Genomic DNA, 21,829 nt, shown 5'->3' with positions numbered 1-21,829 from the left:
GGGTGAACGACGCGGGGCCCGCAGGTGAACTTTGCCGGAAGCGAGAGTGGTTCGTCCCTTTGTGCCCGATCCCTGGGTTAACAATGACCCTACGATCGCCGGGTGGAATGGGCGGTGGCGGTCGCGGTGGCCGTGGCGCTGGTGACCGGGCTGGTCGCCGGGGCGACGCTGTCCGGACCGGTTGAGCAGTGGCGGCGCCGGCGGGCGTCGCGGGGCGGCGGGACCACCCGTCGTGACGCAGGGAGGCCGACGATTCCGGACGACCAGCAGGGGGGCCTATCCGGGCTCGGACGCAAGACGATCGACTCGCTACGCGCCGGCGTGGTGGTGCTCGGCCCGGACGACGTGCCGGTCCTCGTCAACCCGGCCGCCCGGGCGATGGGTCTGCTGCGTACCGGGGCGACACCCGGCTCGATCGCGGCGCACCCGTTGATCCGTACCCTCGCCGGGCAGGTCCGCCGCACGGGCGTGCGGCGCGAGATCGAGCTGGACCTGCCCCGGGGCCGCGACGGCGGTGGCGACAACCCGCTCGGCGTGCACCTGCGGGCGATGGGACTGGGCTCCGGCTACGTCTCGATCGAGGCGGTCGACGTCACCGAGTCGCACCGTCTCGCCCGGGTACGCCGGGACTTCGTGGCTAACGTCAGCCACGAGCTGAAGACACCCATCGGCGCGCTGCAACTGCTCGCCGAAGCGCTCGTCGACGCCACCGAACCGGCCTCCGACGGCGCGCCCGACCTGTCCGAGGACCTGGTCGCCGCGCGGCGGTTCGCCGAGCGGATCCAGCACGAGTCGACCCGGCTCGGCCGCCTCGTGCAGGAGCTGCTGGAACTGACCCGCCTCCAGGGCGCCGAGCCGCAACCCGCGCCCGAGCCGGTCTCGGTGGACTGGGTGCTCGCCGAGGTCGTCGACCGCACCCGCACCGCGGCCACCGCCCGCCGGGTGGAGATCGCCGTCGGCGGGCAGCGGGGCCTGACCGTGTACGGCAGCGACAGCCAACTCGCCACCGCGGTGGCGAACCTGGTGGAGAACGCAATCACCTACTCCGGCGAGGACACCATGGTCCGGGTGACGGTCACCGGAACCGACGAACACGTCGAGATCGCCGTGGCCGACCAGGGCATCGGCATCGCCCCGAACGACGTGGACCGGATCTTCGAGCGGTTCTACCGCGCCGACCAGGCCCGCTCCCGCGCGACCGGCGGCACCGGCCTGGGACTGGCCATCGTAAAGCACATCGCCAGCAACCATGGCGGCCGGGTGGACGTGTCGAGCACTCTTGGTGGGGGGTCGACGTTCACCCTCCGGTTGCCCGCCCGCCCCCCGGACGACCTGGAGACGACACTCGCCTCCGCTGGGATCGAGGCCGGCCCGGCCGAGCTCCGGCAGGTCTGACCACAGGAAAGGAAACACCCGTTGAGCCGCGTACTGGTGGTCGAGGACGAGGAGTCGTTCTCCGACGCCCTGTCCTACATGCTCCGCAAGGAGGGTTTCGAGGTCTCCGTCGCCGCGACGGGCACCGACGCCCTCACCGAGTTCGACCGGACCGGCGCCGACATCGTGCTGCTCGACCTGATGCTGCCGGAGATGTCGGGCACCGAGGTGTGCCGGCAGCTCCGCCAGCGCTCGCACGTGCCGATCATCATGGTCACCGCGCGGGACAGCGAGATCGACAAGGTGGTCGGCCTGGAGATCGGCGCCGACGACTACGTGACGAAGCCGTACTCGCCGCGTGAACTGGTCGCCCGCATCCGGGCGGTGCTGCGCCGGCAGAGCGCCGAGTCGAACGAGACGGGCGCGCCGACGCTCGCCGCCGGCCCGGTCCGGATGGACATCGAACGGCACGTGGTGACGGTCGGCGGCGCCGGGGTGCAGCTTCCGCTCAAGGAGTTCGAGCTGCTGGAGCTGCTGCTGCGCAACGCCGGGCGGGTGCTCACCCGCGGGCAGTTGATCGACCGGGTCTGGGGCGCCGACTACGTGGGCGACACCAAGACGCTGGACGTGCACGTGAAGCGGCTGCGCTCCAAGATCGAGCCGGAGCCGTCCGCGCCGCGCTACATCGTCACGGTCCGAGGCCTGGGCTACAAGTTCGAGCCCTGACCCCCGGGCCGGCCACCCGCCCGTCCCCCCGTCCACGCCCCCCGTCGATCTTGGAGTTGTGGCGCCCAGGATGCCCGGCTTGACACCTTTCGCGAGGCACCACAACTCCAAGATCGCCGACCCTCGGGGCCTCCCGGGGGAGTTCTCGACCCCCACTCCGCCCAGCCCTCCCTCGATCGCGCGATCTTGCACATTGGTGCCCCGCAAACCGGGCGAATCGGGTGCTCGGAGGGCGCAAACTGCAAGATCGCGAGGCCGGTCGCGGCCGCTTCGCTCCCCGTCCAGCGCATCCGTCCTGCCCGGTCGCGTCGATCATGAACTTGGCGGCACTTGGTGTCCGGTTTGTCACCGCTAACCTCATGATCAACCCGGTGTGGGGGCCTGGCGAAGGCTTGTCGGACCTTGGAGTTGTGGTGCCCGGGATGCCCGGTTTGGCGCCCTTCGTGAGGTGCCACAACTCCAAGATCGCGGTGATCAAGGAGTTAGTGGGCTCGTGGGTGCCGGAAAGGGCCGCAAACTCCTTGATCAACAGGGCGTGGAGCGAGGCGGCCGGGCCGGGCTCGGTGAGGTTTGGCGTGTGTGGGCGGGGTGTCGGGTTCGGTGGTGGTGGGCGGCACTCTGGTGGCGGAATCGCTGGCGGGTGCGGGGCGTTGTAACCGGGTGAACGACCGAGCAAGGCCGCGCCCCCCGAGCGCGTCGGCTGTGGGAACAGACCTCAGGCCGTTGAGTACGTGCGGCGGCGTGAGCCGCGGGGAATCATCCCGCCCGGCCGGTCGTTGAACACGGTTCCGACGACGTGAGCCCCGCGCCGCACCCCGACAGCGTGAGCTGGCCCGGGAATGATGCCGGGCCGACGGTCGTTGGACATCCTTCCGGCGCCGCGTAGAGGCCCCCGCCCCGCGAGCAGCCGGGATCCCCCTTGAGACTTTCTTGAGCGCCTGACGGTGCCCACGCACCCCCGGTCCCCCCGGGGGGTGTGTCGACCCCCGAATGGAGCCCCCATCATGAACACGATTCTGCGTAAGAGCGTTCTGGGTATTGCTGGTCTGGCTTTCACCGGTGGCGTGTTCGCCGGCCCGGTCGCCGCCCACGCGGCCGACACCACCCACGCGGTCAAGCCGGTCACCGCCACCGTGCAGTCCGACAAGCTGATCCCGCACGGCGTGCAGGGCGCCCAGTCCCGCATCGACCTCAATGACGAGCAGACCAAGAACGTGAAGGCGATCATCGCGGCGACGAAGAAGGCCGGCATGGACGAGCGTGCCGCGGTCGTGTCGATCGCTACCGCGTTGCAGGAGTCGAAGCTGGAGAACCTCGGCCACCTCGGTGACCGTAACGACCACGACTCGCAGGGCCTGTTCCAGCAGCGCCCCTCCAGCGGTTGGGGCACGGTCGAGCAGATCACCGACCCCGAGTACTCCACCACCGCGTTCCTGAAGGGTCTGAAGCAGGTCGACGGCTGGCAGGACATGCCGCTGACCAAGGCCGCCCAGACCGTCCAGGTCTCCGCCTACCCGGACCACTACGCCCAGTGGGAACAGCAGGCCGCCGACCTCGTGGCCCAGCACTGGAACAAGTAAGAGATACGAAGGCCGGCACTCCGAGACGGGGTGCCGGCCTTCACTCGCTTGCGGGTGCGGGGCGATCTGACCCTGGCGCTGCCGGGCGGCGCACAGCTCGGCCAGCTTCGCGTACGCGGGCGCGCCGATCAGCGCGGTCAGCTCCGGCCCGTACGAGACGTACATCGGCTCGGCGCCGACGTGCGCGTCGGTCGAGGAGGTGCACCACCAGTCGAGGTCGTGCCCGCCCGCGCCCCAGCCGCGCCTGTCGAACTCGGCCAGCGTGGAGATCAGCACCTTCGTGTTGTCCGGCCGCTTGTGCCATTCCTGGTCGCGGCGTACCGGCAGTTGCCAGCACACGTCCGGCTTGTACTCCAGCGGGTGCACCCCGTCGCGCAGCGCCTGGGCGTGCAGCGCGCAGCCGCCTCCGCCGGCGAAGTCGGCGTCGTTGAGGAACACGCACGGGGCGTCCACGTCGCGGGTGGCGGTACGCCGGGCCGGTGTCTTGCCGTCGACCGTGTCGTTCTCGGTCCAGTTCTTGAACCCGCGCCGGAAGTGCTGCCACGTCTCCGGCGTCAGCCGCTTGACCGCGGCCCGGACCCGCTTCTCGTCGTCGGAGTCGGTGAAGAACGCGCCGTGCGAGCAGCACCCGTCGGCGGCCCGTCCGGCGATGATGCCGTGGCAGCCCTGCCCGAAGATGCACGTCCAGCGGGAGAGCAGCCAGGTCAGGTCGGCGCGGACGACGTGCTTCGGGTCGGCCGGGTCGACGAACTCGATCCACTCCCGGGGAAAGTCCAGCCCGACCTCGCGGCTGCGCGGGTCCTCGGGGTCGTCCACCAGCACGTGAAGCTCGATCTGCCCTGTCACTCGGACCAGCGTACGCGCGGTGACCCCGCCCGGCCGCCGAGCCGACGAAACGTGTTGGCCCTAGGGTCTTTCCCATGCGACTGGGTGTCCTCGACGTCGGTTCCAACACGGTGCATCTGCTGGTGGTCGACGCCCACCACGGCGCGCATCCGTGGCCGGCGCACTCGGAGAAGGTGGTGCTGCGGCTGGCCGAGCAGATCGGTCCGGACGGCGCGCTCACCGTCGGTGGCGCGGACGGCCTGGTCAAGGCGGTCGGCATGGCCCGGGCGGCGGCGGACGGGCTGGGCGCCGAGGATCTGCTGGCGTTCGCCACGAGCGCTGTTCGCGACGCCACGAACGCCGCCGACGTGCTGGCCCGCGTCCGCGACGAGACGGGCGTACGCCTGGAGGTGCTCTCCGGGGCGGACGAGGCGCGGATGACGTTCCTCGCGGTGCGGCGGTGGTTCGGCTGGTCCGCCGGGCGGCTGCTGGCGATGGACATCGGCGGCGGCTCGCTGGAGCTGGCGGCCGGCATCGACGAGCACCCGGACGTGGCGATCTCGCTGCCGCTCGGCGCGGGCCGGCTGAGCCGGGAGCGGCTGGCGGTCGACCCGGCCGGCACGGCGCCGCCGTCGGCCGAGGCCGTGGAGGAACTGCGGGCGTACGTGGACGCGCAGCTCGACCCGGTGGTGGAGCAGTTGACGGCGGTGGGCTGGGAGCGTCCGGTCGCCACCTCGAAGACGTTCCGCACGCTGGCCCGGCTGGCCGGGGCCGCTCCCTCCGGTGCGGGCCTGTGGGCGCGGCGCAGCCTGACCCGTACCGGCCTGCGGCAGGTGCTGGGGTTCATCAGGCACATCCCGCCGGCCCAGTTGCCCGAGCTGGAGGGGGTGAGCGCGCAGCGGGCGCACCAGTTGCTCGCGGGCGCGGTGGTGGCCGAGGCGGTGATGCGGCGGCTCGGTGTGGACGGCGTGGACATCTGCCCGTGGGCGCTGCGCGAGGGCGTCATCCTGCGTCGGCTGGATCAGCTCGCGCCGATGTGACCGTACGAGCGCTCTGGGTTGCTTTGCGGTTGCTCGTCCCGATGCTCGCTGGCGGTTGGAGCTACCCTCGGAGGCGTGACCTACCGCGTTCCGGTACTCCTGTCCACGTCCTCGGTCTTCCCCGAACGGACCGCGGCGGCGTTCCAGCTCGCCGCCGAACTCGGCTACGACGGCATCGAGGTGATGGTCTGGACCGACCCGGTCAGCCAGGACGCGGGCGCGCTGCGCGGCCTCGCCGAGCACTACGGCGTCCCGGTGCTGTCGGTGCACGCCCCCTGCCTGCTGGTCACCCAGCGGGTGTGGAGCCCCGACCCGTGGGAGCGGCTGCGCAAGGCCGCCGAGCTGGCCGAGACGCTGGAGGCGCCGACCGTCGTGGTGCACCCGCCGTTCACCTGGCAGCGTGACTACGCGCGTACCTTCGCCGACGGGCTCGACACGATCGCCGGGCAGTTCGGCGGCCTGCACTTCGGGGTGGAGAACATGTACCCGGTGCGGATGGCGGGGCGGCAGTTCGTCCCGTACGCGCCGGGCTGGGACCCGACCGAGATCGGGTACGCCTCGTACACGCTCGACCTGTCGCACTGCGCTGCGTCGCACACCGACGCGATGGCGATGGCCGACCGGATGGGTTCCGGCCTGGCGCACGTGCACCTGGGCGACGGCACCGGCGAGGGGCGTGACGAGCACCTGGTGCCCGGTCGCGGCGGGCAGCCCTGCGCGGAGATGCTCCGCTCGCTCGCCGGCCGAGGGTTCAGCGGCACGGTGGCGGTAGAGGTGACCACCCGGGGCGCGAAGAGCCGGGCGGTCCGGGAGGCGGACCTGCGTGAGTCGCTGGAGTTCGCCCGGGCGAACCTGACCGCCGCCTCGCCGGTCGACGCCTGACCGGGGCGCGCCGCCCCGGAGGTCAGCTCACCGGGGACAGCGGCTGCGCGGGGACGGCCTGCTCGCCGACCGCGGCCCGCTTGCGGGCCCGATGCGCCGCCACGTGGGAGCGGGTGGCGCAGCGCTCGGAGCAGAACCGCCGGCAGCAGTTGGACGAGGTGTCCAGGTAGACGTTGCCGCAGCGGTCGTCGGCGCAGACCCCGAAGCGGGCGCTGCCGTACTCGCAGAGCCACACCGACAGGCCCCACACCGCGCCGGCCAGGTATTCGGAGGAGACCGACGCGCCCCGGCTGGTCACGTGCATGTGCCAGTCGGAGGAGTCGTGGCCGGAGATGCGCGGCTGCACCGGGAACGCCTCCAGCAGCGCGTTCAGCTCCGCCACCGCTTCGTTGTCCCGGCCCGAGGTGCCGTACTCGAAGACGTCCCGGAGTCGCTTCTGCGCCCGCCGGAAGATCGCCAGGTCCCGTTCCGCGACTTCGTCGCGCATCCAGCCCTGCTCGTCCGAGAAGACAGCCCGTAGGCCGTCCAGGTCGTCCAGCCGGGCGTTGACGAGCTCGACCCCGGTCCGGGCGTACGCGTCGAAGTTCACGACACCAACGGTAGACGACTCACGGCAGACGCGGTGCGTCGATGTAGTGGGGCAGGAACCGCGCGTAACCGTCAGTGATGAGGCTCTCGCTCTCCCGTACGCCGGCGCCGGCTGACTCGCCGTCCACGATCCAGCTGCCGAGCACCGTCCGGTTGCCCTCGAACTCGGGCAACGCGCGGAACTCCTGGAAGCAGAAGCCCTCGTCGCCGTAGATCCCCGGGTTGGTGATCTCGGTGCCGCCGGTCACGATGCGTACCGAGCCGCCTTCGCGACCGAGCAGCGGCTTGGCCACGTACTCGGTCATGCCGCGCGGTGAGTCCAGGTACGCGGGCAGCAGGTAGTCGTGCCCCGGGTACAGCTCCCAGAGCACCGCCAGCAGCGCCTTGTTCGACAGCAGCAGCTTCCAGGCCGGCTCGATCCAGGTGGTGGGCGTGCCCGGGTCGAGCGCGGGCCGCCCGTACGGCTCGGCCAGCATCCACTCCCAGGGGTAGAGCTTGAAGCAGGTGGTGATCGGGCGGTCGTCGGCGTCGACGAAGCGCCGCCCGTCCCAGCCGACCTGCTGGATCGGCATGAGCGTCACGTCCAGCCCGGCCTGGCGGGCCGTCTCGGCCAGGTAGCCGGCGGTGATCTGGTCCTCGCCCGACTCCTCTTCCTCGGACCAGAGCACGTGCGTCCGGCGCTCGTGCAGCCCGGCGCCGATCTTGGCCCACGCGCCGACCAGCCGTTCGTGCAGGCTGTTCCACTGGTCCGCGTCCGGGCGGGTGTGTTCCAGCCAGTACCACTGCACGATGCTCGCCTCGACCAGCGCGGTCGGGGTGTCGGCGTTGTACTCCAGCATCTTCGGCGGGCAGCTGCCGTCGTACCAGAGGTCGAACCGGCCGTACAGCGTCGGCGGGCTCTCCCGCAGCGAGCGGGCGACCGCCTCGGCGGCCCACTCGGGGATGCCGAACTCGGCGTACCGGTTGCGGGCCACCACGTGCTCGGCGGCGGCCACCGACATCCGGTGCAGCTCCTCCGTCGCCTCCTCCAGGCGGAGCACCTCGTCGAGCGTGAACGAGTACGCGGCCGTCTCGTCCCAGTACGACATGACGTTGCCGTCGGGCAGCTCGGTGTCGACGTACACCAGGCCCTGGGCCCGGATGGTCTCGTCCCAGCCGGGGCGCGGCGTGCTGGCCTCGCGGCGCACGTCAGCCGCCGCAGGAGGCGAGGTGGCTGCCGAAGCCGCCGCGCTCGGGCAGCGCGGCGGTCGTCGGGGCCGGCTCGCCGCGCGCGGCGGTGGCGGTCGCCGGCACACGCAGGGCGACCGCGACGGTGTCGCCGCCCCCGCCGGCCGGTCCGAGCGCGCAGTCGTCATCGTCGTCGTCGTAGCCGTTGTTGCAGCCGGAGAGCGCGAGGGCGAGCGCGGTCAGCGCGCCGAGCTGCACGGAGGCCGAGCGGAGCCGCCGCCGGGGGTGTCGTCGATCCACGTGAACGTTGTAGCCGATCGACGCCAGCCGGGGGTGCCCGCCCCGGGTCCGCGCGCCGACCCGAGCGGGCCTCGGACGCGCCCGGCGGAGGGCCGGTGATGAGCGTTACGCTCGGCTCATGCTCCGTTCCGTCATCCTCGCCGCCTCCCGGTCTTCCCAGGTGGAGCGGCTCGTCGCGACGGCCCCGTTCACCCGGGACGTCGTCCGCCGGTTCGTCGCCGGCGCCGCCACCGACGACGCGCTGCGCGCCACCCGCGAGCTGGTCGCCGACGGCCAAGCGGTCACCCTCGACTACCTGGGCGAGGACACCGCCACCCCGGAGCAGGCGAACGCCACCCGGGACGAGTACCTCACGCTGCTGAGCCGGCTCGGCGCCGCCGGGCTCACCCCGGCTGCCGAGGTCAGCGTGAAGCTGTCCGCGCTGGGCCAGATGTTCGACGAGCAGCTCGCGTACGACAACGCGCGGGCGATCTGCGCGGCGGCCGACGCGGCGGGCACCACTGTCACGCTGGACATGGAGGACCACACCACCACCGACTCGACGCTGGACATCCTGGCGAAGCTGCGCAAGGACCACCCGTCGACCGGGGCGGTGCTCCAGGCGTACCTGCGGCGGACCGAGTCGGACTGCCGGGAGCTGGCCTCCGCCGGGTCGCGGGTGCGGCTGTGCAAGGGCGCGTACAAGGAGCCGGAGTCGGTGGCGTACCAGTCGGCCCGCGAGGTGGACAAGTCGTACGTGCGCTGCATGAACGTGCTGATGTCCGGCGACGGCTACCCGATGCTCGCCACGCACGACCCGCGGCTGATCGCGATCGGCGAGGACCGCGCCCGCTGGTTCGACCGCGACCCGGCCCGGTTCGAGTTCCAGATGCTCTACGGCATCCGGCCGGAGGAGCAGCAGCGCCTGGTCGGCGAGGGCTACACGGTGCGGACCTACGTCCCCTACGGCGACCAGTGGTACGGCTACCTGATGCGCCGGCTCGCGGAGCGCCCGGCGAACCTGGCGTTCTTCGGCCGCGCGGTGCTGTCGAAGAAGTGAGTCAGTCGTTCGACCAGGCCCGGGTGCACAGCACGAGGCGGTAGCCGTCCGGGTCGGCGAACGTGACACCCCACCTGTCCCAGTACGGGCCGGCGGAGACCCTGGTCCCGCCGGCCCGTTCGATTCTCGGGACCAGTTCGTCGTCGGGTGGTCCGTCGAGGTAGAGCACGAAGAGGTCCTCGTCGGTGGGGCGCGGCTCGACCGCGAGCGTCGAGCCGCCGACCAGCTCCAGGTGCCAGCCGGCCCCGGGCAGCCCGAGCATCACCAGGTCGCGGCTCGGGCGGGCGAGGCGTACGTGGGTGTCGGCGGTGATCGGCATGTGCGGGATCGTGCGACCTCATCCCGGGTTGAGGTCAAGCTTGACGCGTCTTGGCTAATAGCATTAGCTTTAGGGCTATGACAGTTAGCCAGGTGACGCGGGACGGCGGCACTATCGCGTACGAGGTGCACGGATCGGGCCCGCTCGTGGTGCTCGCGCACGGCATGGGCGAGAACCGGGCCGCCTTCCGGCACCTGACGCCCCGGCTGGTCGCGGCCGGCTACCGGGTGGCGGCTGTCGACGTACGCGGGCACGGCGACTCCAGCCCGCGCTGGCCCACGTACGCCCCGGAGCACGTCGGCGGCGATCTGCTCGCCGTGGTGCGGGCGCTCGGCGGAGGCCCGGCCACCCTGGTCGGCAGCTCCTCCAGCGGCGCGGCAGTGGTCTTCGCCGCGGCCGAGGCGCCGGAGCTGGTCAGCGGCATCGTGCAGGTCAGCCCGTTCGTCGGCACGCCCAAGCCGAACCCGCTGATGCGGGCCGCGCAAGCCGTCGTGCTGCGCAGCCCTCGGCTGTTCGGGCTGTTCCACCGCACGCTGTTCCCCTGCGGACGCCCGGCGGACGACGCCGCGTACCGCAAGGAACTGGTCGCCAAGCTGCGCGGCCGGATGGCCGCCGTGCGCGGCGTGGTCGCGCCGGCCGACCCGCACTGGACCGCGCGGGCCCGCGACGTGAACCGGCCGGTCCTGGTGCTGATGGGCACCAAGGACCCGGACTTCCCCGACCCCGGCGCGGAGGCGCGGGCCGCGCGACGACTGTTCGCCGTCGCCGAGGCGCGCATGATCGCCGACTCCGGCCACTACCCGCACGCCGACCAGCCCGACGCCACCGCCGCCGACCTGGTCGAGTTCCTGGCGGTGACCGCGCGTGCCTAGGGCCGGCCTGACCCCGGCCACAGTCGTGCGGGAGGCGGCCGTGCTCGCCGACAAGGTCGGCTACGAGAAGCTGACGCTGGCCGCGCTCGCCGCCCGGCTCGGCGTCGCGCTGCCCAGCCTCTACAAGCACGTGCGCGGCGTGGACGCGCTGCACCAGCAGCTCGCCGTGCTCGCCACCGCCGAGATCGCCGACGTGCTCACCACCGCCGCCGCGGGCCGGGCCGGCGGCGACGCGTTGCGCGCCGTCGCCGCCGCCTACCGGGCGTACGCGCGGCAGCACCCCGGCCGCTACCCGGCCGCCCAGCGGGCGCCCGACCCGGCCGACGCCGAACACCTCGCCGCCGGTGAGCGCGCGGTCGGCGCGATCCGGGCGATCCTGCTCGGGTACGGCCTCGACGGCGACGACGCGATCGACGCGATCCGGATGTTCCGGGCCGCCGTACACGGCTTCGTCGCGCTGGAGGCGGCCGGCGGATTCGGGTTGCCCCGCGACACCGACCGTTCCTTCGACCAGCTGATCGCGGGCCTGGACCGCGCCTACCGTTCCTGGGGAGACCGATGACCGCGCTGCTGCTGGGCGTGATCTTCCTGCTGGAGCTGGCCCTGCTGGGCTCGGCCGGATACTGGGGCTTCACGCTCGACGTCGGCTGGCCGCTGCGCCTGCTGGCCGGGCTCGGCGCGCCGCTGGTGATCGCCGTGGTGTGGGGACTGTTCTGCTCACCGCGCGCCGCCGTGACGCTGCCCGACCCGGCCAAGCTCGCCGTCCAGGCCGCCTGCTTCCTCACCGGCGGCGTGCTGCTCGCCCTGGCCGGTCATGCCGTGCCCGGCGTGGCCCTGGTGGCCCTCTGGGCAGCCGACAAGGCCACGCTGACGCTGACCGGCACCCCGATCTGAGAGATCTTGGAAGAATTCGGCCCCTCTGGGGGCCCTTTCCTTCCAAGATCTCGGAGCGCGGCGGAACAGCGGCGGGACTCTTTCCCGGAACGCCCGATTGGTCGTACCCTTCGCCGGTGACCGACGGCGACGAGCAGCCTCCCGGCCGGACGACGGACGGCGACGAGCATCGTCCCGCCGTCGATGCCGTCGATGCCGTCGATGCCGTCGATGCCGTCGACAAGGCGAGCGCCGCCGACGCGGTCGCGGCCAACCTCAGCGCCAACGCCGGCGCTGACGACACCCGCGCCGAGACCGCCCGCGCGGCTGACGCCGGCGCCGACAGCGCCGAGGTGGACGCCGCCGTTGACACCATGGCACCGGCACCGGCGTCGTTGCCGCACCCCGTCGCGGTACCCGCGCCGTACCCCGTACCCCTGATGCACGTGGGCGAGCCGACGCGGGCGGTGCGGAAGCGGCGGCGCTGGCCGCTCTGGACCGCGCTCGGACTCGCGCTCGGCCTGGTGGCGGGCGCGGTGCCCGGCGTGCTCCTGCGCGGGCCCGCGCCGGACGCGGCCGGACGGTCGGCCGCGAAGGGCGACCCGGGCACGGCGGCGCAGCGGCGGCTCGGCGAGCGGATGCTCGCGCTGCTGGACCGGCAGGCCACCGCGCTCGTCGGCGCCGACCGGGCCGGCTTCCTCGCCATCGCCGAACCGGCGGCGCGGCCGGCCCTGAGCCGGCGGTACGCGGCGCTGCGGGCGCTGCGCGTCACCGTGTGGCGGCCGGCCGCCGACGGGGTGCCGGAGGCGGCCGACGGGCAGCCCGGACAGTGGCGGCAGACGATCACAGTGGGGTACTGCTTCGTGGCGCCGGACTGCGCGCCGAGCACTGTGGAGCTGGACGCGCGCTGGCGGCTGGTGGGGGAGGAGCCCCGGCTGACCGCGCTGGAACCGTCCGGCACGGACCCGGCCGGCGTCCGGCCGTGGCAGGCGAACGACCTGGCCGTGACGGTCGGGAAGCGGGTGGTGGTGGCCACCACCACCGCCCAGCGGAGCAAGCTGCCCGGCCTGCTCGCCCAGGCCGAGGCGGCCGCCCGGGTCGCGGACCGGTACGCGGTCGGCGACGCGCGGCCGGACCGGTATCTCGTCTACTACGCCGGGAAGACCGAGTGGCGGCGCTGGTACGGCGGTGGCCGGCCGAAGTGGACCGCCGGGTACGCGGTCGGCGTCGGCGGTGGACGCCACGACGTCGTGCTCAACGCCCAGACCGTCACCCCGGACGGCGTCGACGACCTGCTGCGGCACGAACTCACCCACGCCGCCTCGCTGCCCGACCGGGGGTACGCCGACCGCGCCGACTGGTGGCTGGTGGAGGGGCTGGCCGAGTACGCCGGGGCCGACGGCCAGCCGGTCCACCGCTACGAGGGACTGACCGAGGTGCGCGACCTGCTGCGCGGCGGCTGGTCCGGGCGGCTGGAGGCGGTGGCGCCGGAGGCGGACGCGAGTGACAGCCGGGTCGGCGGCGCCTACGGCGTCGGCTACCTGGCCGTGCGGCACCTGGTCGACCGCTACGGCGAGCAGCGGATGCTCGACTTCTACCGGGCCGTGGTGCACGAGCGGCGGTCACCGGCGCAGGCCGCCGACGAGGTGCTCGGCGACCCGTGGTCGATGCTGCACGACGAGTGCGTCGCGTACGTGCGGGCCGTCGTCGGCTGACACGTCGACGCCTGTCGACGGGGTCGTAGCATGGGCCGGGTGGCCCGCACTCCCTCGCCGCGGCTGCCCGCGGCCCGCCGCCCCCGTCTCGTCACCGCGCTGCTCGCCGTCGTCGCCCTGACCGGCACGACCGCCGCCTCCTGCGGCGACGACGCCCCGGCGGTGACTGTCGCCGAGGTGGGCCGCGCCCCGGTCAGCGAGGTGATCGACGCGCCGGCCACCGTGACCGCACGGGCCGCGGCCACGCTCACCGCGCCCGCCGACGGCACGCTCGCCAGCCTGCGGGTCGCCCCCGGCGCGCGGGTCAGCCGCGGGCAGGTGCTCGCGGTGATCGACTCGCCGTCCGCCCGGGAGCGCCTGGCGCAGGCCCGGGAGGCGCTGCGCGCGGCGAAGCGGGCCGGCCGGGGCACCGGCACCGGTGACCTGGGCGGCAGCCGGCGGGGCACCGACCGGGCCGCCGACGAGGCGTTCGCCGCCGCCCGCGCCGCCGCCGGCAAGGTCGGCGACCCGCAGGTACGCGCCGCGCTGCTGCTCCAGGTCTCCTCGGCGCAGCGGCAGTACGAGTCGGCCGCCCGCGCCGCTGACCGGGCGGTCGCCCAGGTGCAGCGCGGGGTCGCCGGGCTGAACAGCGCCGTCGGCGCGCTGTCGGCCGCGCAGCGACTCCAGGCCCAGCAGGCGTACGACCTGGCGAAGGCGACTGTGGACGCGTTGACGCTGCGCGCGCCGATCTCCGGTGTGGTGCAGCCGGGCGGCACCCGGGCGGCGGCGCCGGCCGATCTGGCCGGGCTGCTCGGTGCGGCCGGTGGCGCTGCGGTGCCCGGTCTCGACCCGTCGGCGTTCGGCGCGGGCGGGCAGGGCGGACCGCCGCCCGGCGTGGACGACGCGATCCCGGCCGGTGGCCGGGTCACCGCCGGCACGCCGGTGCTGACTGTGGTGGACACCGGCCGGCTCGGCCTGCTCGCCGAGGTGGACGAGACGGACGTGCTGTTGGTGCGGGCGGGGGTGCCCGCCTCGGTCGAGTTGGACGCGGTGACCGGCGCGACGTACGACGCCACTGTGCGGTCGGTGGATGTGCTGCCGACCAGTTCGGCGCGGGGTGGCGTCACCTACCGGGTCCGGCTCGACCTCGGTGCCGGACGGATGGGTGAGGCCGAGGCCGCCCCGGCGCCCCGCCCCGGCATGAACGCGGTGGTACGGCTGCGGGTGCGGGAGGCCGCCGACGCGGTGGCGGTGCCGGCGTCGGCGGTGTTCTCCGCCGACGGGCGGGACGCGGTCTGGGTGTTGCGGGACGGCCGGGCCGACCGGGTGCCGGTGACGGTGGGCGTGCAGGGGCAGGACCTGGTGCAGATCGTCGACGGCGTACGGGCCGGCGACCGGGTGGTGGTACGCGGCGCCGACCAGGTCCGCGACGGCCAGGAACTCCCGTGACCGAACCGGCGGTCGAGGCGGTCGACGTCTGGCGCACGTACGAGTTGGACGGCGTCTCGGTGTCCGCGCTGCGCGGGGTGTCGCTCACCATCGACCAGGGCGAGTACGTGGCGGTGATCGGCCCGTCCGGCTCGGGCAAGTCGACGCTCATGCACCTGCTCGGTGGGCTGGACCGGCCCAGCGGCGGCCGGCTGGTGATCGGCGGCCGGGACGTCACCACGCTCACCGCCCCGGAGCTGGCGACGCTGCGCAACGAGACGATCGGCTTCGTGTTCCAGGCGTTCCACCTGCTGGCTCGTACGTCGGCGGTGGACAACGTGGCGCTGCCGCTGGTCTACCGGGGCGTCGGGGCGCGGCAGCGGCGGGAGCGGGCGGCGGCGATGCTGGGCCGGGTCGGGCTCGGCCACCGGCTGCACCACCGGCCCAACCAGCTCTCCGGCGGCGAGCAGCAGCGGGTGGCGATCGCCCGCGCGCTGGTCACCGAACCGGCGGTGCTGCTCGCCGACGAGCCGACCGGCAATCTGGACAGTGCCACCGGCGAGGCGGTGCTGGAGCTGCTGGAACAGCTGAACGCCGAGTCCGGGGTGGCGCTGGTGATGGTGACCCACGACCAGGAGGTGGCCGCCCGGGCGCGCCGGCGGATCGCGGTGCGGGACGGCCTGATCCGCTCGGACAGCGCTCATGATCGACCGCCGTCGGACAGCTCCGGCGTACCTGCGACACTGGACCCCGCTCCCAGCGCGGAGCCCCGGTCCGTGTCCGGAAGCGGCCCGGGGCACCCGCCCGGTGGCTCCGGTGGCGCCGCCGGTGCCACCGGGCGCCTTCCGCGGCCCGGGGAGCGCCCTCGCGCCGAGCAGCGCCGTACGTGGACCGGTGAGGACGCGGGATGAGGCTGGCCGAGGCGTGGCGGGTGGCGTGGGACGCGCTTCGCGCCAACCGGCTGCGCAGCGTGCTGACCATGCTCGGGGTGATCATCGGGGTGGCCTCGGTGGTGATCCTGGTGGCCATCGGCACCGGCACCAAACAGCAGGTCGAGCAGCAGGTCGAAGGGCTCGGCTCGAACCTGCTGCTGGTGGTGCCGGGCCGGATCGAGGTGGGCAACGCGCCGGTGGTCTCGCCGCTGGACCTCAGCGACGCCGACGCCGTCTCCCGGGTGGTCGGCGACCCCGGCCGGGTCGCGGTGACAGTGGCCTCCGGCGCGACCGCCCGGGCCGGCAACCGGTCCGACTTCACCACCGTGCAGGGGGTGCTGGAGACCACCCCGTCGGTGTTCACCAGATCGCTGTCGCGGGGCCGCTACCTGACCGGGGCGGACGTCGACACCAGCCGCCGGGTGGCGGTGCTCGGCGACTCGGTGGCCCGGGCGCTGTTCCCCGACCGGGACCCGCTCGGTCAGCAGGTCACGCTGGCCGGGGTGCGGTTCCGGGTGATCGGCGTCTTCGCGCCGCTCGGGCAGAGCCTCGGCGTGGACCGGGACGACGAGGTGCACGTACCGGTGACGGCGGCGCAACGGCTGTGGGGCACCCAGCGCATCGACGGCATCGCGGTGAAGGCGCCGGACCGGGAGCGGATCGACGAACTCGGCGAGCGGATCGTCGCGGAGCTGTCCCGCCGGCACCCGGACACCGAGTTCAGCGCCGTCACCCAGCGGCAGATCCTCGGCGTGCTCGGCGACATCCTGGGCGTGCTCACCGGTGTGCTGGCCGCCATCGCGGGCATCTCGCTGCTGGTGGGCGGCGTCGGCGTGTCCAACATCATGCTGGTCTCGGTACGCGAACGGACCCGCGAGATCGGCCTGCGCAAGGCGGTCGGCGCGCGTCCCCGGGACATCGGCGTGCAGTTCCTGCTGGAGGCGGTGCTGCTCACCTCGGTGGGCGGCCTGACCGGGATGGCGCTGGGCGTGGGCACCGCGCTGCTCGTCGACGCGCTCTCGCCGATCCCGGCGGCGATCACCTGGTGGTCGCTGGCGCTGGCGTTCGGCGTCTCCGCGGCGGTCGGCATCGTCTTCGGCGTGGTGCCGGCGCAGCGGGCCGGCCGGCTCGACCCGGTGGTGGCGCTGCGCGCGGAGTAGGCGTTACGGACGAGACACCCGTCCGGGCGAAAAACCCCTGGTGGACATCGGGTGAACGGCTGTCCCGCCATGATCAAAGGGTGGAAGGGATCGCGCAGGTCACAGCCGTCCCGCTACCGTACTGGTTACACGCGCGTCGCTCGTCGAGGCGGGAGCACCTGCCCGGTGACACGCGCCGGGCACGGGAATGGGTCGGTGAGCCATGGCCGGGTCGCAGTCCGACGCACGGCTGTCGGATGTCAGGTTCCTGACCGTCGCCGAGGTGGCGACGGTCATGCGGGTCTCCAAGATGACTGTCTATCGTCTCGTGCACAGCGGTGAGCTGACCGCGGTGCGGGTCGGCCGCTCGTTCCGGGTGCCCGAGCACGCCGTGCACGAATACCTCCGGGGCGCCTTCCAGGAGTCCGCCTGAGCACTCGGCGGGCCGGTCCGCCGAGTGCGACGAAAAGGGGCATCGACGGGGGCGCGTTGGTCCTGCTGACGCACTCCGGTTAGGCTGGACCACGACCGTGATCGCCCTCTGGTGTGCCCTGCCCACCACGCTGGTCCGGTCCGTTGTCCGCAAGCGGTCAAGGCGCCACCGGCGGTGGTGTCTTCCGGTCCGCCCCGAACGTTGCATCGAAAGGCTGTCGTATGGGCTCGGTGGTCAAGAAGCGCCGCAAGCGCATGGCTAAGAAGAAGCACCGCAAGCTGCTGCGCAAGACCCGCGTCCAGCGTCGCCGTCTCGGCAAGTGACCGGGGCCGGGCACTGGCCCGGCACCCGGCACCACTTGCCAACTGTCGACCCTCGGAGGCTCAGGTGATCAGGCCGTGGACGTCCCGGCTCGATCCCGCCTGCCGCGCAAGGCGCACGACATGACCCCCGGTGACACCTCCGGTGCCCCGGGGGTCGTCGTCGTGACCGGGGTCGGTCGCTGGCTCGGCGCGCACGTCGCCGCCCGGCTCGCCGCCGACCCGCGGATCGAGCGGGTCATCGGGGTCGATCCGGCGCCGCCCAACCCCGAGCTGGCCGACCTGCTCACCGACGTGGAACGGGTCCGTCTCGACCTCGACTCGCTCGGCGGTCTCCTGGCCGACCTCGACGTCGACGCCGTGGTGCACCTGGCGCTCGTCACCTCCCCCGACCCGCAGCAGGGCGGCCGGTCGGCGATGAAGGAACAGAACGTCATCGGCACGATGCAGATGCTCGCCGCCGCGCAGCGCGCGCCCCGGCTGCGCAAGCTCGTGGTCCGATCGTCCACCGCCGCGTACGGGGTGTCGTTCCGCGATCCGGCCGTCTTCACCGAGGAGACCGAGCCGCGCGAGGTGCCGCGCGGCGGTTTCGGCCGCGACATACTCGACATCGAGGGGTACGTCCGCGGGTTCCGCCGCCGCCGGCCCGACGTCACCGCGACCGTGCTGCGCTTCGCGCCGTTCATCGGGTACGCCGCCGACACCACGCTCACGCGCTACTTCTCCCAGCCGGTGGTGCCCACCGTCTTCGGCCGTGACCCGCGCCTGCAGTTCGTGCACTTCGACGACGCGCTGGAGGTGCTGCACCGGTCGGTCGCCGAGGACCACCCGGGCACGTACAACGTCGCCGGGCCGGGCGTGCTGTCGCTGTCGCAGGCGATCCGCCGGGCCGGCCGGGTGGCGGTGCCGGTGCTGGAACCGGGCCTGGCCGGGGTCGCCGCGATCGCCCGTAGCCTGGGCTTCGGCCGGTACGGCCTGGACCAGGTGGACCTGTTCGTGCACGGCCGGGTGGTGGACACCAGCCGGCTGGAGCGGGAGTTCGGCTTCACGCCCCGCTCGACCGCCGCCGCGTTCGAGGACTTCATCCGCGCCCACCACGGCGGCGTCGTGGTGACCCGGGACCAGTTGGCCGCGGCCGAGCGGTTGGTGCTGGAGAGCATCCGGCAGGTCCGCTCGACCGTACGGGAGCGTTCGTGACCAGCCCGGAGGAGCGGCGCGACGCGCGCTACGACGTACCGCTGGACGTGCCCGGGCCGGGCGCGGAGCCGGCACGGCGCAACGGACACCGCCGGGTGACCGCGCCGTCCGCCCGCCCGGCCGCGCCGGTCGAGCCGGACACCTCCGCCGACGAGCCCGGCACCCCGGCCGGGTCGGCCGCCCCGGGTCCGGCCGCGCACCGCCCGACGGCCGAGAAGACGGTGGCCAAGAAGACGGTCGCGAAGAAGGCCGTGGCGAAGAAGGCCGTGGCGAAGAAGGCCGTGGCGAAGAAGGCCGTGGCCGGCGACGCGCCGGCCGGTGACACGCCGCCCGGACCGGCGGTGGCCGACCGGCCGGGCGACCACTGGGACCGCAAGGTGGCCCAGGGCCTGGCGTTCCTGCGGCGGCGGCTCGCCGGTGACTACGAGGTCGACGAGTTCGGCTTCGACCCCGACCTGACCGACGCGGTCGTCCACCCGCTGGTCCGGCTGCTCTACCGGGACTGGTTCCGCACCGAGGTCAGCGGCATCGAGCACGTACCGGCCGAGGGCGCGGGCCTGGTCGTGGGCAACCACTCCGGCACCGTGGCGCTCGACGCGCTGATCCTCTCCACCGCGCTGCACGACCGGCACCCGGCGCGCCGCTACCTGCGGCTGCTCGGCGCCGACCTGGTCTTCCGGATGCCCGTCGTCTCCGAGATAGCCCGCAAGACCGGCGGCACCGTCGCCTGCAACCCGGACGCGGAGCGGCTGCTCGGCAACGGCGAACTGGTGGGCGTGTTCCCGGAGGGCTTCAAGGGGGTCGGCAAGCTCTACTCCGACCGCTACAAGCTCCAGCGCTTCGGCCGGGGCGGATTTGTCTCCGCCGCGCTGCGCACCGGCACGCCGATCGTGCCGGTCGCGATCGTCGGCGGCGAGGAGATCTACCCGATGCTCGCCGACATCAAGCCCCTCGCGCGGCTGCTCAAACTGCCGTACTTCCCGGTCACGCCGACGTTCCCCTGGCTCGGGCCGCTGGGCATGGTGCCACTGCCGAGCAAGTGGCTGATCGAGTTCTGCCCGCCGATCCCGACCGCGCACCTGCGTGACTCCGCCGACGACCCGCTCGTGGTGTTCAACCTCGCCGACCAGGTGCGGGAGACGATCCAGCAGACGCTGCACAAGCTGCTCGAACGCCGCCCCGACCCGTTCGGGCCCTGAGCGAACGCGCGCCGGCTCAGGCCTCGCGGTGGCGGCGCCGGTGCAGCGCCAGTCCGGCCGTGACCGCGCCGGCCAGCAGCCCGGCGGCGGCGGTGGAGGGCACGGCGATGCGTACGGCCCGCCGCCCGGTGCGGAAGTCGCGCACGTCCCAGCCCCGCTCGCGGGCCTGCCGCAGCAGCGCCGGATCGGGATTCACCGCGACCGCACGGCCGACGGCGGAGAGCATCGGCAGGTCGTTCGCCGAGTCGCTGTAGGCCGCGCAGCGGGCCAGGTCCAGCCCTTCCACGGCGGCGAGCTGGGTCACCGCCTCGGCCTTCGCCGGCCCGTGCATCAGGTCACCGACCAGCCGCCCGGTGTACGCGCCGTCGACCACCTCGGCCACCGTGCCGATCGCGCCGGTAAGGCCGAGCCGGGCGGCGATCACCCGGCCGATCTCCACCGGGGCGGCGCTGACCAGCCAGACCCGCTCGCCCGCGTCGAGGTGACGCTGGGCCAGGCGGCGGGTGCCGGCCCAGATGCGCGGGGCCATCAGCTCGTCGAAGATCTCGTCGGCGAGACGCTCGATGTCGTCCACCCGCCAGCCCTGCACGAACGCGAGCGCTGCCTCCTTGGCCTGGGACATGTCGCCCGCGTGCTCGGTGGCGAGCAGCCGGAACCGGGCCTGCTGCCAGGCGAAACGGGCCAGGTCACCGGTGGTGAAGTACTTCCGGGCGGCCAGCCCGCGGGCGAACCAGTAGATCGAGGCGCCCTGCATCATCGTGTTGTCCACGTCGAAGAAGGCGGCGGCGGTGGGGTCCGGCGGGATCGTGGTCGCGGGCGCCGACGGGGCCTCCGACCAGCCCGTGGTGTGCCCGTGCGCGTCGGTGCTGACGGTCACCTTCCGGGTTCCGGCCACGGTGACCTCCCTGCCTCGACGACCGCGTACGCCCTCCGCGTCGAGCGTATCCGGCACGGTGTGACGGGTGGGTGTCCGCCGGGAGAAGTGTGGCGCGGTCGGCGTACGCGCTCAGCGGTCGGCCGGGCAGGCCGCCGGGGCGGGCCCGAGCGCGTCGCTGGCCTGTGGCGCGGGCAGTCCGCAGGCGATCGCCTCGCGCAGCGCGTCGGCGCGCTTGCCGGCCGCGTCGAGCAGCGCCAGCGAGCGGCGGGTGCGGTCCCGCTCGGCGTGGTCGGGCCGGTCCAGCAGGCCGCTGACCACCCGGCGCTGGCCGGCCAGGAACGTGTCCACCGCGTCCAGCGCCACCGGGTCGGAACGCTGCGCCGCGACTGTGGTCAGCAGGCGTACGCCCTGCCGGGTGTCCGCGTCCATGTCGTCCAGGACGGCGCTGAAACCGAGCCGGTCGCCGCGTACCGAGGCGGCCTCGTCCAGCCGGGTGCGGGCGAAGTCGAGGAAGAGCTGCCCACGGCTGATGTCCGAGCTGGCGAGCGCGAGCTGGGCGCGCTCGGTGGAGCGCTTCATGCCGTACAGGGCGTCACCGGGCAGCGCGTTCTCGCTGGCGGCGGAGATGCCGGAGAGGGCGACCGCGCCGGCGGCCACGCCGACCAGGATCGCGCCCCGGGCCCGCGCCCGACGTCCGGTGATCGCGGGCAGCAGCGTTCCGCGTACCCCGGTGGTGGTCTTGGCCGGAGTGCCGACGCCCTCACGTTCGGCGGTGGCCACGAGCATCGCCCGCAGTCCGGTGCGGAACTCGGCGCCGGGCTCGACGTCGGGCCGTTCGGCGCTGAGCCGGCGGCTCACCTCGACGAGCGCGGTGAGTTCACCGTCCGCCTTGGACCGGACGTGGTGCCGGCGTCCGCCGTTGGCCTCGTCGAGGAGTTGCGCGAAGCGCTCGGCCCGCCGACGGGAGAAGAGGTCGCTGTCCACCGCGGCACCCCCTCTCGCTGGTCACGGCCGGGCGGCCGTCG

At 73.6% G+C, this 21,829-nt stretch carries 23 protein-coding genes and 1 pseudogene; 17 read left to right on the top strand and 7 right to left on the bottom strand.

What is annotated here, in order from left to right:
• Positions 1 to 102: 102 nt before the first annotated feature.
• The 3 genes from DQE82_RS20345 to DQE82_RS20335 all read left to right on the top strand — a co-directional run bounded on the left by DQE82_RS20345 (position 103) and on the right by DQE82_RS20335 (position 3,680).
• The gene (locus DQE82_RS20345; protein WP_199496054.1) at positions 103 to 1,395 is read left to right on the top strand and encodes a cell wall metabolism sensor histidine kinase WalK; all 1,293 of its coding nucleotides are present in this window, start codon (positions 103 to 105) and stop codon (positions 1,393 to 1,395) included.
• A gap of 21 nt (positions 1,396 to 1,416) precedes the next feature.
• Positions 1,417 to 2,100, top strand: coding sequence for a response regulator transcription factor (locus tag DQE82_RS20340; RefSeq protein WP_030504594.1), 684 nt, complete (start codon positions 1,417 to 1,419; stop codon positions 2,098 to 2,100).
• A gap of 1,004 nt (positions 2,101 to 3,104) precedes the next feature.
• Positions 3,105 to 3,680 (top strand): hypothetical protein, encoded by a 576-nt coding sequence (locus DQE82_RS20335; RefSeq protein WP_113973505.1) that lies wholly within the window; start codon positions 3,105 to 3,107, stop codon positions 3,678 to 3,680.
• Between the two features lie 39 nt (positions 3,681 to 3,719).
• On the opposite strand, the pseudogene DQE82_RS20330 reads toward DQE82_RS20335, so the two are convergent.
• A pseudogene (locus tag DQE82_RS20330) lies at positions 3,720 to 4,526 on the bottom strand (hypothetical protein); the annotation flags it as partial.
• 74 nt (positions 4,527 to 4,600) lie between these two features.
• Here DQE82_RS20330 and DQE82_RS20325 point away from each other — a divergent pair.
• Positions 4,601 to 5,545, top strand: coding sequence for a Ppx/GppA phosphatase family protein (locus tag DQE82_RS20325; RefSeq protein ID WP_043328071.1), 945 nt, complete (start codon positions 4,601 to 4,603; stop codon positions 5,543 to 5,545).
• 75 nt (positions 5,546 to 5,620) lie between these two features.
• Positions 5,621 to 6,427 (top strand): sugar phosphate isomerase/epimerase, encoded by an 807-nt coding sequence (locus DQE82_RS20320; RefSeq protein ID WP_064446686.1) that lies wholly within the window; start codon positions 5,621 to 5,623, stop codon positions 6,425 to 6,427.
• 22 nt (positions 6,428 to 6,449) lie between these two features.
• Here DQE82_RS20320 and DQE82_RS20315 read toward each other — a convergent pair whose 3' ends face one another.
• Genes DQE82_RS20315 through DQE82_RS20305 form a run of 3 tightly spaced genes read right to left on the bottom strand, consistent with a single transcriptional unit; the run spans position 6,450 to position 8,482 of the window.
• A complete protein-coding gene (locus DQE82_RS20315; RefSeq protein ID WP_018787720.1) occupies positions 6,450 to 7,016 on the bottom strand; it encodes a CGNR zinc finger domain-containing protein in 567 nt (188 codons plus the stop codon).
• 19 nt (positions 7,017 to 7,035) lie between these two features.
• Positions 7,036 to 8,202, bottom strand: a complete 1,167-nt coding sequence (locus DQE82_RS20310; protein WP_113973504.1) for a glutathionylspermidine synthase family protein — start codon at positions 8,200 to 8,202, stop codon at positions 7,036 to 7,038.
• Position 8,203: 1 nt separating this feature from the next.
• The gene (locus tag DQE82_RS20305) at positions 8,204 to 8,482 is read right to left on the bottom strand and encodes a hypothetical protein (RefSeq protein WP_223201299.1); all 279 of its coding nucleotides are present in this window, start codon (positions 8,480 to 8,482) and stop codon (positions 8,204 to 8,206) included.
• Between the two features lie 118 nt (positions 8,483 to 8,600).
• On the opposite strand from DQE82_RS20305, the gene DQE82_RS20300 reads away from it, so the two are divergent.
• Positions 8,601 to 9,521, top strand: a complete 921-nt coding sequence (locus tag DQE82_RS20300) for a proline dehydrogenase family protein (protein WP_113973503.1) — start codon at positions 8,601 to 8,603, stop codon at positions 9,519 to 9,521.
• A gap of 1 nt (position 9,522) precedes the next feature.
• Here the strand turns inward: DQE82_RS20300 and DQE82_RS20295 are convergent, their stop codons facing one another.
• A complete protein-coding gene (locus DQE82_RS20295) occupies positions 9,523 to 9,840 on the bottom strand; it encodes a VOC family protein (RefSeq protein WP_113973502.1) in 318 nt (105 codons plus the stop codon).
• A gap of 77 nt (positions 9,841 to 9,917) precedes the next feature.
• Here DQE82_RS20295 and DQE82_RS20290 point away from each other — a divergent pair, with 77 nt between their 5' ends.
• From DQE82_RS20290 to DQE82_RS20240, 11 genes are all read left to right on the top strand, one after another.
• Positions 9,918 to 10,712 (top strand): alpha/beta fold hydrolase, encoded by a 795-nt coding sequence (locus DQE82_RS20290; RefSeq protein ID WP_113973501.1) that lies wholly within the window; start codon positions 9,918 to 9,920, stop codon positions 10,710 to 10,712.
• On the top strand, positions 10,705 to 11,274 hold the full coding sequence (locus tag DQE82_RS20285) for a TetR-like C-terminal domain-containing protein (protein WP_113973500.1): 570 nt from the start codon (positions 10,705 to 10,707) through the stop codon (positions 11,272 to 11,274). The genes DQE82_RS20290 and DQE82_RS20285 overlap by 8 nt, the downstream gene beginning before the upstream one ends.
• On the top strand, positions 11,271 to 11,606 hold the full coding sequence (locus DQE82_RS20280; protein ID WP_069087781.1) for a YrdB family protein: 336 nt from the start codon (positions 11,271 to 11,273) through the stop codon (positions 11,604 to 11,606). Before DQE82_RS20285 ends, DQE82_RS20280 begins: the two co-directional genes overlap by 4 nt.
• A gap of 116 nt (positions 11,607 to 11,722) precedes the next feature.
• Positions 11,723 to 13,300, top strand: a complete 1,578-nt coding sequence (locus DQE82_RS20275; RefSeq protein WP_113973499.1) for a hypothetical protein — start codon at positions 11,723 to 11,725, stop codon at positions 13,298 to 13,300.
• A gap of 30 nt (positions 13,301 to 13,330) precedes the next feature.
• Complete coding sequence (locus DQE82_RS20270) at positions 13,331 to 14,728, top strand: efflux RND transporter periplasmic adaptor subunit (RefSeq protein WP_113973498.1); 1,398 nt, start codon at positions 13,331 to 13,333, stop codon at positions 14,726 to 14,728.
• The gene (locus DQE82_RS20265; protein WP_051611343.1) at positions 14,725 to 15,618 is read left to right on the top strand and encodes an ABC transporter ATP-binding protein; all 894 of its coding nucleotides are present in this window, start codon (positions 14,725 to 14,727) and stop codon (positions 15,616 to 15,618) included. Before DQE82_RS20270 ends, DQE82_RS20265 begins: the two co-directional genes overlap by 4 nt.
• Positions 15,615 to 16,799, top strand: coding sequence for an ABC transporter permease (locus DQE82_RS20260; protein ID WP_064446677.1), 1,185 nt, complete (start codon positions 15,615 to 15,617; stop codon positions 16,797 to 16,799). The genes DQE82_RS20265 and DQE82_RS20260 overlap by 4 nt, the downstream gene beginning before the upstream one ends.
• A gap of 202 nt (positions 16,800 to 17,001) precedes the next feature.
• Positions 17,002 to 17,211 carry a helix-turn-helix domain-containing protein gene (locus tag DQE82_RS20255; protein WP_013288759.1) on the top strand — a complete coding sequence of 70 codons (210 nt, stop codon included), beginning with the start codon at positions 17,002 to 17,004 and terminating at the stop codon, positions 17,209 to 17,211.
• Positions 17,212 to 17,432: 221 nt separating this feature from the next.
• Complete coding sequence (locus tag DQE82_RS20250; protein WP_007465623.1) at positions 17,433 to 17,534, top strand: 30S ribosomal protein bS22; 102 nt, start codon at positions 17,433 to 17,435, stop codon at positions 17,532 to 17,534.
• A 120-nt stretch (positions 17,535 to 17,654) separates the two neighbouring features.
• Positions 17,655 to 18,728, top strand: coding sequence for an NAD-dependent epimerase/dehydratase family protein (locus DQE82_RS20245; protein WP_064446676.1), 1,074 nt, complete (start codon positions 17,655 to 17,657; stop codon positions 18,726 to 18,728).
• Positions 18,729 to 19,024: 296 nt separating this feature from the next.
• Positions 19,025 to 19,927, top strand: a complete 903-nt coding sequence (locus tag DQE82_RS20240) for a lysophospholipid acyltransferase family protein (RefSeq protein WP_051611579.1) — start codon at positions 19,025 to 19,027, stop codon at positions 19,925 to 19,927.
• A gap of 16 nt (positions 19,928 to 19,943) precedes the next feature.
• On the opposite strand, the gene DQE82_RS20235 is transcribed toward DQE82_RS20240, so the two are convergent.
• Together DQE82_RS20235 and DQE82_RS20230 are read right to left on the bottom strand one after the other, a co-directional pair.
• Positions 19,944 to 20,822 (bottom strand): HAD family phosphatase, encoded by an 879-nt coding sequence (locus DQE82_RS20235; RefSeq protein ID WP_043328083.1) that lies wholly within the window; start codon positions 20,820 to 20,822, stop codon positions 19,944 to 19,946.
• 111 nt (positions 20,823 to 20,933) lie between these two features.
• Complete coding sequence (locus DQE82_RS20230) at positions 20,934 to 21,788, bottom strand: DUF5667 domain-containing protein (RefSeq protein WP_043328084.1); 855 nt, start codon at positions 21,786 to 21,788, stop codon at positions 20,934 to 20,936.
• Positions 21,789 to 21,829: the final 41 nt, after the last annotated feature.

This window comes from Micromonospora sp. LHW51205, assembly GCF_003315815.1.
GTDB classification, from domain to species: Bacteria; Actinomycetota; Actinomycetes; order Mycobacteriales; family Micromonosporaceae; genus Micromonospora; species Micromonospora chalcea.
This window is presented reverse-complemented; position numbering and strand designations above follow the sequence as displayed.